The sequence below is a fragment of the Janthinobacterium sp. 75 genome, from assembly GCF_004365495.1.
Taxonomy (GTDB): Bacteria; Pseudomonadota; Gammaproteobacteria; order Burkholderiales; family Burkholderiaceae_D; genus Janthinobacterium.
The window spans coordinates 4,134,773-4,149,719 of sequence record NZ_SORD01000001.1 but is presented as its reverse complement, the minus strand read 5'-3'; the positions used below and the strand labels follow the sequence as shown (position 1 = coordinate 4,149,719).

Below are 14,947 nucleotides of genomic sequence, written 5' to 3'. Positions count from 1 at the left end.
CCATCGCGTGGATGGTGCCGCATGCAATTGCGCATGGCGGCACTCGGCCACCTGCGCTTGTTTTATTTGAAAGGCAGCCATGAGTACAGCCAGGACCAGATTGATTGGAGCGCTCAGTGCCGTCCTGAGCTTTCTCGCGGTATTTCTCGTCTACACGAGCTTTGAAAATTTCCCAGGCATGGTGCATGTATTGGCCATCGCTTCATGCGGATTGGTCATCGGCATATGCCAGGGTTTTTTTATCCAGCGTCCACAACATCGAACCATCGGCATGGCGACCTTCGTCGGTGTGTTGATTTTATGGCTGCCGGTGGTCTTTGTTACTTACGGGTTTGCCTTGCTGGCACTGCCCCTGCTGGCTGCATTTTCGCTGCTGGTCTTCTACGGTGCCAGACTGGGTAGCCATATACGCGCGTCGGCTTGGCGGTCCGCATAGCAAGCCGCCGGCACTGCTACCGCTTGCATGGCGTTGCCGCAAGCTTGTTGCCGCAACGCCTGTCGATTACTGCGCAGCCAATCCCAGCTTCAGGCCCACCAGCTTGCCCGGCGCGGCCTCCGTTTTTTCCGGCGCGCCCGCGCTGACCCTGGCAGCCGGTGTACCGTCCTGCTGCAGGGCCGCCAGAATGGCCGCGCTGCGCTGGGCGCCCAGCTTGCTCAAGGCATCGGCAGGCAAGGGCTGCTTGGCTTCCAGCTGTTCGCGCAAGCCGGTATAGAAGGCGCCCGTATCGGCCACTTGCGGCTCGCCTTCAATCAGCTTGCCCAAACGTTGGAAGACGGGGATTTTTGCCGCTGCGGGAGCGGAGGCGGCAGATGAGGCCGCCGCTGTCGCCGGCGCGGCCGATTCCGCCGCCTTCTTCTGCTTGTCCAGCTCGGCCTTGCCGAAGCGTTCGCCGTACAGGTCGCGCAGGGCGCCCCGTATCTTGCGTTCGCCCAGGTTCAACGGTCCCGGTTCTTCTCCCGCTTCCAGCTTGATGCCGGCCTTGGCGGCGACGGCGCGGCGCACGGCCTGGGCGCGCAGGGCAGCCGCATCCGTGTCGCTGTACTGGCCCGGGACGGCCAGCTTCAGCTGTTCGCGTTTGGCCAGGATTTGCGCCACCTGCTTGAGCTTTTCCCGCTCGGGCGGCAGCAGCACGGCGCTGCCCGCGTCGAAGTCGATGGCTTCGAGCTTGTCGGCGCTGATGCCCAGCAAGTTGCCCAGCGCGCGGAACGGCGCCGTGACGATTTTCGTCAGCACATTGCCCACGGCTTTCCAGATCAGGGCGCCATAGCTGAATTGCGGGTCGTTCATGTCACCCGACACGGGCAGACCCAGGTCGATACGCCCATCGCTATCCTTGAGGATGGCCAGTGCCAGTTCCAAAGGCAGCTTCAGGGCATCCGGGCTGTCGATGCGCTCGCCCAGGGTCAGCTTGTCGAGCACGATCTGGTTGGTGCCGTCGAGCTGGCGGTTGCGCACCTTGTATTGCAAGTCCAGCGAAATCTTGCCTTCCGCCACCTTGTAGCCGGCGAACTTCATCGTGTACGGCGAGGCGGACACCATGTCGACGTTCTTGAAGACCACATTCAAGTCCGTGTTGTCGGTGGGCGCGAACGGGTTCAGCTGGCCGCGCACGCGGGCCAGGCCGAATTCGTCGATGCGGCCATCGAGTTCGATCTGGCTGCGCGCATCGCGTTTCGTCGACAGGCCCGTGACGACGCCATTGAGTTCATAGATCTTGGCGGCGAACTGGGGCCGCAGGCTGAGGTCGGCAAAGTCCAGCTTGGCGTTTTGCAGGCGCACGCGGCGCACGCGCACGGGGAAGGCGGCGTCGGCCGCCGGCGTGGCGGTGGCGACGGGGGCGGCGGCGGACGGCGCTGTTGCCGGCTCCGGCGCCTTGACCAGCAGGCGCTGCGCATTGAGGCTGCGGTCGTTTTCGATGATCAGCTGGGCGTTCGGTTCCACCACGCGCAGTTCGGGGATGTCGACAAAATCGGGGCCCACGCTGGCCGTCAACTTGTCGGCGCGCACGCTTTTCCACGACGCAAAACGCTTGCCATCCGTTTCATTGAGCACCAGGCCGGCGATATCAACGCCGCCCTCATAGCGTACTTTTGGCGTTTTCGGCGCACCGCCGCCCGTCGTCAGGCGGCCGCTGCCGGAGAGCGAGCCGCCCGCCAGTTTCAGCTTCACATGCTGCGCCAGCAAGGGTTGCACTGGCGCCAGGGTCAGCTGTTTCAGGTTCAGCTGCGCATCGACGGCGCCCGTGCCAGGCACGAACTTGCCATTGGCCGTGAGCAAGCCGCCTTCGCGCAAGCCCACGCCCAGCTCGAACGGCAGCGCCTGTTTCATGTCGTTGCTGACGTTGTGCAGGGACAGGCGTGCATCCTGCAAGTTGCCCTTGATGCCAGTGCCCGCATCATCGAAACGGGCGCCGAACTTGCTCAGTTCCACCTTGTCCACCTTGGTGGACCACGGTGCGGATGGTGCATCCTTGCCCGCGTCGGCCTTGCCGGAGGCAAATACGGGCAGCTTTTGCGCAATCGCAAACTCTCCCTGGCGGTTGCGCGCCAGGTCGATCTGCGCGCCACTGGCCGTCAGCGCGCCCAGGTGCACGGTATGCGCTGCCAGATCGATCTTGCCTTCCGTAAAGCCCAATTGGTCCAGCTTGAACGGTGTTTGCGCACCGCGCTGCATGGTGAGATCGGCCAGGCCGAAACTGGCGCCATCGACAATGATGCTGTTCCCCGCCTGCCCTTGCTGCAAGGCCAGTTGCAGGTTCAGCTGCAGCTGCCTGGCGCTCAGTTGCAGGGCCGGCGAAACGGTTTCATCAATGGCGGACACGTCCACGTTGGCCAGCGCCAATTGCTTCAAGTCCACCTTCCACTTGCCAGGCTTGGATGGCGCGGTGGTGGCTGATGCTGCCGGTGCGGGATTGCCAGGCAGCATCAAATTTGCCACGTCGATTTCGCCCCTGGCATCGCGGCGCACGGCCACCTTGCCGCCATACAGATTGATTTTATCGACGGTGACGCTCTGGTGCGCCAGGTCGGCGTTCACGCCGGCAATACCCAAGGTGTTCAGCGACGTAAATGCTTCTCCCTTGCCGTCGCGTACCAGCGCCAGGTCGCGCAAGGCCAGGCCAGCGCCTTTGACCGTGGCTTCCAGCTTGCCGTCGGTATAGGAAAAGGCGTAGGGCAGGCGCGCGGACAGCTTGCCGCTAGTCACTCGCGCGCGCGTATAGGCTTTCAAATACGCGGCCAGGCCGGGCAGGGAGGCGTCGTTCAGGATCAGTTCGCCTTCGCCACGGATGGGGCTGAGCGAGGCCGTGCCGCGCCAGTGCAGCTTGCCGCCGCGCGCCGCATCGGCGCTGAGGCTATAGCTGCCGTTGGCGTCAGGCAGGGTGGAGATATTGTCGAGCGTGAAGTTGATCGGCGTGAAGTTATCCGCATAGCCCGCCTTTTGATCTTGCCAGTCCACTTTGCCTTGCTCCAGCGCAAAGTGGGCGATGACGAGGCGCGGCATGCCGCCGTCGCTCTTTTCCGGGTGATTGCGTTGCCAGGTGGCCAGCACTTCGGCCAGGTTGAACTTGCCGTCGGGCGTGATCGTCAGATGCGTTTGCGGTGCCGTGATGCGGATTTCCGCCAGGCTCCAGGCGCGGCGCACGATGGACTTCCATTCCAATTGCACGGCCAGCGCACCAATGGACAGCAGCGGCGCACCGGTTTTGCCATCCGCGCTGGCCGCTTCCCTGAAAGCGATCTTGTCCGCATCCAGGCGCAAGGTAAACGGGTTGAAGCGTACGTCGTCTATGCTGGCCTGGCGCGCGAGTTCTTTTTCGGCAAATTTGGGTAACTGGTTTTTGATGACGTAGGGCACCAGCCAGAAGCCGGCCGCGCTGTAGGCCGCCAGGGCGCAGCCTGTGCCAACGGCCCAGCGCTGCCAGCGTTTCCAGCGAAATGTTTTCGTCTGCACGCTTTTGTTGTCGATTGTGTTCACGAACTTACCTTTTGATCTTGTTGGGCGGCGCACCTGTGCGCCGTGACTGTCAGTATGCCTCTTTGCGGCCTCGTCTGCAAAATCCAAACGTGTTCATGTGATAACAGGCGCCAGAGGGAGCTTGTTTCTTCTGTAAAACTCACACAAACTCACCATTTCTTGATAATGATTCTCATTACGAGTATCATGCTCGCTTACCGTAAGTTTCCATTTGTACATATTTCCTCATTGAAAGCCCGATGTCATGCCTGTCGTTTCTCTCCGCACCCGCCTGCTTCCACTCGCCGCTTCTCTGTCGCTGGCCTTCGCTCCCCACGCCGCGCTGGCGGTCAATGGGGCCAGCGGCCAGGACGACTTGACGGCGGACGATGCGAAAGTCATGCAAGCCGTGCAAGTGACGGGCGCACGGGCACAAGGTCTGGTGCCCGTCACTACGGAGGCGGGCAGCTTTCGCGGCGCCAACATCATGGATGTGCCATCGACCGTTAACGTGATCACGCGCGAATTGCTGGAACAGCAAGCCGTCTCCGGCCTGTACGATGCCGTGCGCAATACGGCCGGCGTGACGCGCCAGCAAAATGGCGGCGAAACCTGGGACCAATTGGTGATACGCGGCATCGCCGTGGAAAACCGCACGAATTACCGCCTCAACGGTTCCATGCCCATCATGAACTTCTCGCAAGTACCCATGGAAAACAAGGAAAGGGTGGAAGTGCTGAAAGGCGCCTCGGCCCTGTACTACGGTTTCACCTCGCCGGCCGGCGTCGTCAACTTTGTCACCAAGCGGGCCGGTAGCCAGCCCGTCACCAGCATGGGCCTGAGCCTCGATGACCGGGGCAGTGCCGTGGCAAACGTGGACATCGGCCGCCGCTTTGGCGCGCAGCAGGAATTCGGCGTGCGCATCAACGCCGCCGGCGGCACCCTGGGTTCTTACCTGGACCATGTCGGCAACGGCAACCGCCGTTTTATCTCCACGGCGCTGGACTGGCGCGTGAGCAACAAACTGCTGCTGAAGGCGGACCTGGAATACGAGCGCCGCAAGGTGACGGAGCAGGCGGGCGTGGCCTTGCCGGCCGCCGTGAAAGGCGTGATCACCTTGCCGCACGCCGTCGATCCGCGCCAGTTGATCGGCCCCGACTGGTCCGCTTTCGAGGCGCAAACGAAAAACGCGCAATTGCGCGCCGATTACGCCATCGCGGATGGCTGGGCCTTGACGGTAGAGGCGGGCCACTCGGAAACGGCGCGCGACCGCCGCCTGGCCATCTTTCGCCTGAACAATGCGGCGGCACTGGCCACGGGCGCGGGCCGCATCACGGGCAATATCCAGCACAGCGTGACGGCGTCGGACTTGCTGCGCCTTGAACTGGCCGGCAATTTCCACACGGGTTTGATTGCCCATGAACTGACCCTGGGCGCTTCGCGCACGGACAAGTCGCAAGACCCGATTTACCAGAGCAATTACACGATTGCGTCGCAAAACCTGTACAACCCTGTGCCCGTGACGAATGTCGTGTTCGGTCCCAAGCCGACTTCGCCCACGACGGCTGCGCTCGACACGCGCGACACGGGCTTGTACGCGCTCGACCGCATGGTCTTCAGTCCGCAATGGCAAAGTATCATCGGCGTGCGCCGCAGCAGCTATCAAAGCGACCAGGGCGCCAGCCACTACGACGTCAGCAAGACGACGCCGATGGCCTCGCTGATTTACAAGTCCACGCCCGAACTGTCGTTCTACGCGTCCACGGCGCGGGGGCTGGAAGAGGGAGAGACAGGCCCGACGGGCACCGTCAACCAGGGCGTCAAGATGGCGCCCGGCGTGAGTAAACAAAAGGAACTGGGCGCGCGCTGGCTGACGCCTGCTGGCACCTTGCTGTCGGCCGCGCTGTTCGACATCACGCGCCCCGGCTATTACACGGATGCCAGCAATGTGTTTACGTCGGATGGCGAACAGCGCTACCGCGGCCTGGAACTGTCGACGCAGGGCAAGCTGACGCGCCAGCTGTCGTGGCAGACGTCGGCCCAGTTCCTCGACCCCAAGTTTGCCAATATCAATGCCGATTACAACGGCAAGGCGCCGGAAAACGCTTCCAAGCGCACGGCCAGCGCCTTCCTCGCCTACGCGTTTGACGCTGTGCCGGGCCTGTCCGTCAATGGCGGCGCGTACTACTATAGCGCCCGTCCCGTCAACGATTTGAACCAGGCCTTCCTGGGCGGGGTGACACTGTTCAGTGCGGGCGCCCGCTATGCGAGCCGCGTGATGGACAAGTCTGTCGTGTGGCAGCTGAACGTGGAAAACCTTGCCGACAAGCGCTACTGGGCCGGCGCCGGCACGCGCCTGGCGTCCGGTGCGCCGCGCGCCATCAAGCTGTCGATGAAGGTGGATTTGTAAGAACGCCTATCAAAACCTACTGCGCGTCGGTATAGGCGGCCTGCGATGCTCACCGTGCTCAAGCACGGTTGCGCTTCTCAGCCACCTCTTCCTTCCGCTCGCTACGGTTTTGTTAGGCGTTGTCAGTCAGGTTTGACCTGCGCCCTGTGCGCAGGGTGCTTGCCCTGATACAATGTTGCCATGTTCATCAGCAAAAGCAAGGTTAGCATCGTCCTGTGGATCGCGTGTATCGCCATCTTCCTGGCCACGCTCGCCCCTACGGTGTCGCGCGCGCTGACGGTCGCCAGCGGCATGGCCGTGCCCAGCCTGGAAATCTGCTCGGTGGCGGGCGGCATGCAAGCCATGCCCATCCGCTACAGCGCGGAGCTGCCATCGGCGCCTGAAAAATCGGGCATGCGCATGGCTGATTGCCCCTGCTGCAGCATGCATGCTGACACTTTATCGATTCCGCCCACCTCTCTCGTGCTCGCTTCCGGAGAACTGCTCACGGGCTTGCTGCCCGAGCTGTTCTACCAGTCCGCCACGCCGCTGTTCGCCTGGACGCCCGTCCAGCCCCGTGGCCCACCCGCCGCTTTCTGATCTGTCCCTTTCCCTGAACAGCCTTGCGCCGCGCGTGTCGTGCGCTTGCGTCTGTTCGACTTACCTATACAGAATTTGAAAGCAGCACCATGAAACATTTACCGTTATTGATTTCCCTCGCCATCGCCATGCCTGCCTTGGCGCAATCCCGCAATGAAGCAGATAGCACCGTCCTGCCCGAGATGAAAGTCATCGTTACGGCCATTGGTGATGGCTACCGGCCCGTCGCCGACACGGCGCTGATGCTCAGCAGTACGCCTGGCTATAGCGTGGCGGCAGGCGGCGGGGTGTCCGGCTTGCCAGTGGTCAATGGCTTTGCGGATGACCGCATCAAGATTCGCATCGACGGCATGGAACTGACGTCGGCCTGTGCCAATCACATGAATGCGCCATTGTCTTACATTGATCCGCAACAAGTGCAGCGCATACGCCTGATCGCCGGCGTCACGCCCGTCAGCGCGGGCGGCGACAGCATAGCCGGCACCATCGAGGTGCAATCGAACGTACCCGTGTTCGCCCAGCCCGGCGCGCCGTTGTTGACGCAAGGCAGCTTTGCCGTGTCGGGCCGCAGCGTCAACAATAGCGTGGCGACCAGCGTGCATGCCTTGGCCGCCAGCGACAGCCTGAGCGTCGGCTACAGCGGCGCCTATACACGCGGCCACAGCTATGACGATGGTCATGGCAACAAGGTGCTGGGCAGCATGTTCGAGAGCATCAACCAGGCCATCGTGCTGGCGGCAAAAGGCCAGGCCCAGCAACTGACCCTGCGCGCCGGCGTGCAGCACATCCCGTATCAGGGTTTTCCGAACCAGTATATGGACATGACGGACAACCACGGCCAGTTCGCCAATCTCGCTTACAAGGGCGAATTCGGCTGGGGCGTGCTTGATGCGCGTGCCTACTGGCAACAGACGGACCATGAAATGGGCTTTTTTACGCCCGAGCGCACTGGCACGATGCCGATGCTGACGCACGGGCGCAACACGGGCTATGCGTTGATGGCCAGCCTGCCCACGGGTACGGGCGAGTTGCGCCTGGGGCAGGAGTGGCACGGTTTTCGCCTTGACGATTACTGGCCGGCCGTGCCCGGTTCCATGATGATGGGGCCGCGCACCTATCTGAACATCAACGACGGCAAGCGCGACCGCACCGTGCTGTTCGGCGAACTGGAAACGCGCCACGATGCGCGCTGGACGAGCGTGCTGGGCTTGCGCGGCGAATCCGTGCGCATGGACACGGGCGACGTGCAATCGTATGGGACCAATATGATGAACATGCCGGACGTGATGGCCGCCAGGGCCTTCAATGCGCGCAGCCGCAGCCAGCGCGACACGAATATTGATGCCTCGGCGCAAGCGACCTTCACACCGGACGCGGCCAGCAACTATGCATTCGCGCTGGCGCGCAAGGTGCGCTCGCCGAATCTGTACGAGCGCTACTCGTGGGGCCGCGGTTCGATGGCGATGACCATGACCAACTGGTTTGGCGATGGCAACGGTTACGTGGGTGATATCGACCTCAAGCCCGAGACGGCTTACACGGCAGCCTTCACGGCCGACTGGCATGGCGGCGGCGAGGAGGGCTGGTTCCTGCGCGTCAACCCCTATTACAGCAAGGTCGACAATTACATCGATGTCGATGTGCTGGCGTCTTTCCACCCGTATATGAAAATGGTTGCGAACGGCAATTTGCTGCGCTTTGCCAACCACGACGCCAAGCTGTACGGCGCCAATGTGGCATGGCAGCTGCCGCTGGCCAGCAGCGCACGCTGGGGCCGCTTCATGGCGACGGGCAATGCTGCTTACACGCGGGGCAAGCGCAGCGATGGTGGCGACCTCTACCGCATGATGCCGTTCAACGCCTTGCTGGCCGTCGAGCACAAGCTGGGCGCCTGGAGCAGCCGCATCGAAACGAAGATCGTTGCCCGCAAGGACAAGGTCGACGCCCGCCGCTTTGAACCGGAAACGGGCGGCTATGCCCTCGTGAACCTGCGCAGCAGCGTGGCATTGAGCAAGATGGCTAGCCTGAGCGCGGGCGTGAGCAACCTGTTCAATCGCACGTATGCGGACCCGCTCGGTGGCGTGTATTTGTCGGGCTTGAAGGCGAATGGCGGGGCGCTGCAAGCCTTGCCGGCCGAGGGCCGGTCGATTGATGTGGGGCTGCAGCTCAAGTTCTAAGGTTGCCATCAGAAAGGGCGTCTTCCTGCTGCCGATGCCGGGAGCGGAAGGCGCCCGCTGACTTTTCGTATCGGCGACAGCCAGATGTTCGTGACAATGTGCGCATGTTTCGTTTCGGTAATTTGTTATTGTTTACAACTTACTGTTTCCGGCATTTTCCACACAGGAGTGCAATAGCGAGGCTCGTCGTTGTCGGTGGATGATGCTGACTTGCAAAAAGGGTGTACATGATCGCATTTAAAGATTTTCGTTCGTCGACTTCAGGCAGTCCTCTCTCCGATGGCATCGACAGATCGCTGGTGTTGGCCAATGAATGGCTGCAGAAAACGGGTGTCCGTCCTGTCAACATCGAAACCATCACGGAAACCAGGGGCTCGATGACGATAACCTTGGTTGAGCGGGGTCTGCGGGTGTGGTATGAAGTGGGCTCCATGCCGCTCACTCCGTAAGGGGATTGGTATTTTTCCCCGCAAACTGCTAGGCGACGATGCCGCCGCCATCGTGCTGTCCCTGACCGTTGTCGCGTATGTGGCATCCTTGTTGTTAACGGCAATCGTGGACTCCCACGAAGTCTTGCTGGGTGGGGGCGTATTATTGCTCGGCTGGCTAGGGCCGTTGACCGGCAGTTTTGCCTGGTTTGCCAATCCGCTGCTTATTTTTGCCATGTACTTCTCGAAAGAGAAGCCCAGTGCCGCAATGGTGGCCGCCTTTTTTGGCTTTGCACTGGCCCTGACTACCTTTGGCATCAAGACAATTCCCAGTGATAATGGTTACTACACGGTGCTGGGATTCGGTGCCGGATGCTATCTTTGGCTGGCCTGTTTTCCAGCCGTGTTCATCGCATCGTTCTTAAGCAGCAGAAAATCCACGGCCCTTGCTCCTGGCGAATAGCATGGTGTTTTCTGTAGCAGCATGACAGATGACCTCTCGTCATCCATTGCCTGATCAACCATCCTTTGCCAGCGGCGCCCGGATGCGGTCTAATCATGGCTTGTTCCTTCACGAGGTTGCCATGCTGCCCACTTCCGCCATCGCCGCGCTGCGCGAAAAATTTCCCCTGATTACAGACCTGATGGCCTTGCAGCCCTTGAGCTGGTTCAATCCCGGCATCGCGCCGTCGGCCGAAGCCTTGAACGACGTGGGCTTGACGGCTGCTGACGTGGCGGACGCCAGCGCGCGCCTGGCGCGCTTTGCGCCGTACCTGGCCAAGGCCTTTCCTGAAACGCAGGCCAGCGGCGGCATCATCGAGTCGCCCGTCGTGCCGCTGCCTGCCATGCAGGCGGCGCTGGGTTTGGCGTTAGGCATGACGAGCGGTCAGCTATGGCTCAAGCAGGATAGCCATTTGCCCATTTCCGGCTCCATCAAGGCGCGTGGCGGCATCTATGAAGTGCTGAAGCACGCGGAAATGCTGGCGCTGGACGCGGGTTTGCTCAAGGAGGGCGACGATTACAGCCTGCTGGCCAGCGACGCCGTGCGGGCGTTTTTCGGCCAGTACGCGATCGCCGTCGGTTCCACGGGCAATCTGGGCTTGTCGATCGGCATCATGAGCGCGCGTCTGGGCTTTCGCGCCACCGTGCACATGTCGGCTGACGCGCGCCAGTGGAAAAAGGATAAATTGCGCAGCCATGGCGTCACCGTCGTCGAGTACGCGACCGACTACAGCGTGGCAGTGGAAGCGGGGCGCAAGCAGGCGGAGAGCGACCCGACCTGCCACTTCGTCGACGATGAAAATTCGCACGATCTGTTTCTCGGCTACGCGGTGGCGGGCCAGCGCCTGAAAGCCCAGTTCGACGCAAACGGCGTCAAGGTGGATGCGGATCACCCTCTGTTCGTGTATTTGCCGTGCGGCGTGGGCGGCGGCCCCGGCGGCGTGGCCTTCGGCTTGAAGCTGGCGTTTGGCGATTTCGTCCACTGCGTCTTCGTCGAGCCGACGCACTCGCCGTGCATGCTGCTGGGCGTGCATACGGGCTTGCATGAAGGCATCAGCGTGCAGGAGATCGGCATCGACAACCTCACGGCCGCCGATGGCTTGGCCGTGGGCCGGCCTTCCGGCTTCGTCGGGCGCGCCATGCAGCGGCTGATCGACGGCTACGCCACCGTCACGGATGAAGAACTGTACCGTTTGCTGGCGACGCTTGAGCAAACGCAAGGCTTGCGTTTGGAACCGTCCGCCGTGGCCGGTTTCGCGGGCATAGCACCTGTGCTGGCCGCGCCGCAATATCAGCAGCACCTGGAAACGGCCACGCACCTGGTCTGGGGCACGGGCGGCAGCATGGTGCCGGAGGAGGAAATGGTGGCCTATGTGGCGCGCGGCCGCGCGCTGCTGGCGGCCGGAGTGGTTTGATGCCGGCCAGCGCGCCGCGCATGGCCGCGCTGACGGCCAGCCAGTTCGCCAACCTGCACACCTTCCTGGTGGCGGCGCGCCACGCCAGCTTCGCGCTGGCCGCGCAGGAACTGGCGCTCACGCCCAGCGCAGTCAGCCACCGCATCGCCCGCCTGGAAAGCAGCCTGGGCCTGCGGCTGTTCGAACGACTGACGCGGCAAGTCAAGCTGACGCAAGACGGCGAACGCATCTTCGCCGCGCTGCAAATTGGCTGGGATGGCTTGCATGCGGCCATTGCCGGCGGCGATACGCTGGCGGGCAGCATCACCGTGCATGCGCGCCCCTCGGTGGCGCAATGCTGGCTGGTGCCACGCCTGGCAGGATTCGCTGCGCAGTATCCGGACTTGTCGATTGACTTGCGCGTGGGAAATGATAGCGTGGACTTTCGCGCCGGCCAGGTGGACCTGGCCTTGCACTATGGCGATGGCCACTTTCCCGGCCTGGCATCGCGCAAGCTGATGGAGGAATGGCTGGCGCCCGTGTGCAGTCCCGCGTATGCGCGCGAGCACGGCTTGTTTGACGCGCCGCGACAGCTGTCCGGCGCGACGGTGCTGCACGACACCCTGGCCTGGCCCGCCTGCGCGCCCGATGCCGAGTGGCGCCTGTGGCTGGACGCGCTGGCGCCAGAGGTGAACTTGCCCGTGCGCAGCCTGCGTTTCGACCGCGCCGACCTGTGCGCGCAGGCGGCCATCCACCACGCGGGCGTGGCCATGGGCCGGCGCCAGCTGGTGCAGCCGTGGCTAGCGAGCGGCCAGCTAGTCTTGCCGTTTGGCGGATTTACCTTGGCCAGTCCGCAGGCGTATTACCTCGTGCATGCCGCGCGGACACTGCCGGCGAGAGTGCAGGCGCTGCTGGAATGGCTGATGGGGCAGGCAATTTGATACACTGCGCCCCTTATCGGCATCAGCGCACCAAGGAAACACCATGCACGCAACATCCCCACTGACCTTCACCGCGCCACAGGAATTGCGCACGTATGCGCTTGCTTGCCTGCTCGAACCAGACCCGGCAACCAAGGTGGCGATGGTGGCGGCCATGGCCGAGGCGCCACTGGCACTCGATGCGCAATCACCTTTGGCCCCCACCGGCCCCGTGCCGGGCCGTCCCGAGCGCCCGGAATTGGTGCCGCCGCGCCTGGTGGGGCGGCGTTCGATGATCACGCCGGAAGGGCGCGCCATGCTCGTGCATGCGCTCGCGCATATCGAATTCAATGCGATGAACCTGGCACTCGACGCCCTGTGGCGCTTCCCGGACCTGCCCTTTGACTACTACACGGACTGGCTGCGCGTGGCCAAGGAAGAAGCCACGCATTTCGCCATGCTGCAGGCGCATCTGCAGGTGCTGGGTCATACGTATGGCGATTTCCCCGGCCACGACAGCCTCTGGGAAATGGTCGACAAGACGCGCGGCGACGTGCTGGCGCGCATGGCGCTGGTGCCGCGCACCCTGGAAGCGCGGGGCCTGGACGCGATTCCACCGCTGCGCGCCAAGCTGGCGCAGGCGGGCGACATGGCCGCCGCCGCCATCCTCGACATCATCCTGCGCGATGAAGTGGGGCATGTGGAAATCGGCAACCGCTGGTATGGCTACCTGTGCCAGCAGCGGGGCCTGGAGTTGCGCGCCACGTATGCCGAACTGGCCCTGCGCTATGAAGCGCCCACCCTGCGCGGCCCGTTCAACCTGGAAGCGCGGCGCCGGGCCGGGTTTTCGGAGCTGGAATTGTCCGATTTGCCGACCTGATTAAGCGACCCACATTCTGTCGGGTGGGATCAACGCGCCCGCGTTGACCAGGTCCGGCGTGGCTGGCTCATGCGGCGGTTTCCCGATGACGATCCTACGCTGCCAGGGCAGATGGAAGACGTGATCTGGCCGTGGCACTACGACCATATCCCTCCGCAAGGCTTGCTTTGCAATGAAATGCCTGGCGCGCTCCGTGACTGGCCGCGCTCGCCTGGACATTTGCGCAGGATGATACCTTAACCATGAACTGCAATTGTTGAGCCTGTCAGCGTTGTCCTACCCGTCTTGTCGAAACTGTCTGATTGTATGCCTTGTGGAAACACGCGATGATCGTGTTCAAGCTGCAACAGCCAAACCAATCCGATGGAGTATGCGATGCACAAGCCAGACCAGTCCATTCACGTGAACAAGCCTTTCCTGCTGATCTGCCTGTTCACCTTCTCGACCCTGGCGGCGACGTTGATGAATACGGGCGATGCGCAGACGAGCGATGCCACACCGGCCGCCGTGGCGCGCGATGCGGGGCACGGCGCCTTGCCGGTCTGCAGCAGCGATGCCCTCAAGCTGTCGGCACACTGCCAGCCTGGGCGCCAGGCTTGACTTGAGCGGGCCCTTGCAGCCGTTGCTGCAGCAAGGCCAGCACGGCCGCTTCTTCCGGCGCCAGCGCCGGCAAGTCTTCCTGCAACTGCTGGCGCGCCCGTACGCGCATGCCTTCCAATAGACTGCCATCCAGATACGACGCCAGCACGGCCGGGTGCACATAGCACTTGCGGCAGATTGTCGGCGTGTTACCCAGTTTTTTTGCCACCGACTCGATTGCCTGCACGATGTTCTTCTTGGCCTGCGCCTGGGAATCGACTTGCTCGAACGCCTGCAGGGCCAGCGCGGCGAGCACGGTGCCGGACCAGGTGCGGAAATCCTTGGCCGTGTAATCCTCGCCCGTCACCTCGCGCAAGTAATCGTTGACGTCTCCCGAATCGATGCCGTGGCGCTCGCCGTTTTCATCGACATATTGAAACAGTTCCTGCCCCGGCAGCTCGCGCATGCGTTGCAGCACCCTGGCCAGCTTGCGGTCGCTCAGGCGGATATCGTGGCGCACGCCGCTCTTGCCCCTGAAGTGAAATGCCACGGCGCTGCCATCGACCTGCACGTGGCGCGTGCGCAGGGTGGTCAGGCCGAACGATTTATTCGTGCGCGCATATTCTTCGTTGCCGATGCGCATCATCGTCAATTCCAGCAAGTGCACGATGGTGGCCAGTACTTTTTCACGGGGTAAGCCAGGCAGCTGCATGCCGCGCGCGACGGCGGCGCGGATGACGGGCAGGGCGCCGCCAAAGCTGAGCATGCGCTCGTACTTGGCCTCGTCGCGCACCGCGCGCCAGCGCGCATGGTAGCGGTATTGCTTGCGGCCCCGCGCATCGCGCCCCGTCGCCTGCAGGTGGCCGTTCGCACGCGCGCAGATCCACACGTCCGTCCAGGCCGGTGGGATGGCCAGTGCCTTGATGCGCGTCAAGGTGGCGGCATCGCGCAGGAGCTGGCCTTCGCCGTCGCGGTAGCGGAACTTGCCGGGCTTGCCCAGGCGGATGATGCCGCTTTGATGGTCGCCCGTGTAGCGCAGGCCGGCGGCGCGGGCCGTAGTGGTAGCAGATATTTCCATGACGATAGCTTACCTTGCACACCGCCCGTCCGGCGCGCCGTTATGC

At 62.9% G+C, this 14,947-nt stretch carries 12 protein-coding genes; 10 read left to right on the top strand and 2 right to left on the bottom strand.

Features of this window, described 5'->3' with window-relative positions:
- Positions 1 to 79: 79 nt before the first annotated feature.
- On the top strand, positions 80 to 436 hold the full coding sequence (locus C8C89_RS18920) for a hypothetical protein (RefSeq protein ID WP_133991758.1): 357 nt from the start codon (positions 80 to 82) through the stop codon (positions 434 to 436).
- 66 nt (positions 437 to 502) lie between these two features.
- On the opposite strand, the gene C8C89_RS18915 is transcribed toward C8C89_RS18920, so the two are convergent.
- Positions 503 to 3,976 (bottom strand): DUF748 domain-containing protein, encoded by a 3,474-nt coding sequence (locus C8C89_RS18915; RefSeq protein ID WP_243858099.1) that lies wholly within the window; start codon positions 3,974 to 3,976, stop codon positions 503 to 505.
- Positions 3,977 to 4,220: 244 nt separating this feature from the next.
- Here C8C89_RS18915 and C8C89_RS18910 point away from each other — a divergent pair, with 244 nt between their 5' ends.
- From C8C89_RS18910 to C8C89_RS18870, 9 genes are all read left to right on the top strand, one after another.
- On the top strand, positions 4,221 to 6,365 hold the full coding sequence (locus C8C89_RS18910) for a TonB-dependent siderophore receptor (protein ID WP_208327728.1): 2,145 nt from the start codon (positions 4,221 to 4,223) through the stop codon (positions 6,363 to 6,365).
- 180 nt (positions 6,366 to 6,545) lie between these two features.
- Positions 6,546 to 6,944, top strand: coding sequence for a DUF2946 domain-containing protein (locus C8C89_RS18905; RefSeq protein WP_133991755.1), 399 nt, complete (start codon positions 6,546 to 6,548; stop codon positions 6,942 to 6,944).
- An 89-nt stretch (positions 6,945 to 7,033) separates the two neighbouring features.
- Positions 7,034 to 9,121 carry a TonB-dependent receptor gene (locus C8C89_RS18900; protein WP_133991752.1) on the top strand — a complete coding sequence of 696 codons (2,088 nt, stop codon included), beginning with the start codon at positions 7,034 to 7,036 and terminating at the stop codon, positions 9,119 to 9,121.
- 227 nt (positions 9,122 to 9,348) lie between these two features.
- The gene (locus C8C89_RS18895; protein WP_133991750.1) at positions 9,349 to 9,570 is read left to right on the top strand and encodes a hypothetical protein; all 222 of its coding nucleotides are present in this window, start codon (positions 9,349 to 9,351) and stop codon (positions 9,568 to 9,570) included.
- A 52-nt stretch (positions 9,571 to 9,622) separates the two neighbouring features.
- Positions 9,623 to 10,012 carry a hypothetical protein gene (locus C8C89_RS18890; protein ID WP_133991748.1) on the top strand — a complete coding sequence of 130 codons (390 nt, stop codon included), beginning with the start codon at positions 9,623 to 9,625 and terminating at the stop codon, positions 10,010 to 10,012.
- A 121-nt stretch (positions 10,013 to 10,133) separates the two neighbouring features.
- Complete coding sequence (locus C8C89_RS18885; protein ID WP_133991745.1) at positions 10,134 to 11,465, top strand: D-serine ammonia-lyase; 1,332 nt, start codon at positions 10,134 to 10,136, stop codon at positions 11,463 to 11,465.
- Positions 11,465 to 12,385, top strand: a complete 921-nt coding sequence (gene dsdC, locus C8C89_RS18880) for a DNA-binding transcriptional regulator DsdC (RefSeq protein ID WP_208327727.1) — start codon at positions 11,465 to 11,467, stop codon at positions 12,383 to 12,385. Before C8C89_RS18885 ends, dsdC begins: the two co-directional genes overlap by 1 nt.
- A gap of 43 nt (positions 12,386 to 12,428) precedes the next feature.
- Complete coding sequence (locus C8C89_RS18875; RefSeq protein WP_133991743.1) at positions 12,429 to 13,244, top strand: ferritin-like domain-containing protein; 816 nt, start codon at positions 12,429 to 12,431, stop codon at positions 13,242 to 13,244.
- A 375-nt stretch (positions 13,245 to 13,619) separates the two neighbouring features.
- The gene (locus C8C89_RS18870; RefSeq protein ID WP_133991741.1) at positions 13,620 to 13,844 is read left to right on the top strand and encodes a hypothetical protein; all 225 of its coding nucleotides are present in this window, start codon (positions 13,620 to 13,622) and stop codon (positions 13,842 to 13,844) included.
- Here the strand turns inward: C8C89_RS18870 and C8C89_RS18865 are convergent.
- Positions 13,804 to 14,901, bottom strand: coding sequence for a DNA topoisomerase IB (locus tag C8C89_RS18865; protein ID WP_133991738.1), 1,098 nt, complete (start codon positions 14,899 to 14,901; stop codon positions 13,804 to 13,806). The genes C8C89_RS18870 and C8C89_RS18865 overlap by 41 nt on opposite strands.
- Between the last annotated feature and the right edge of the window lie 46 nt (positions 14,902 to 14,947).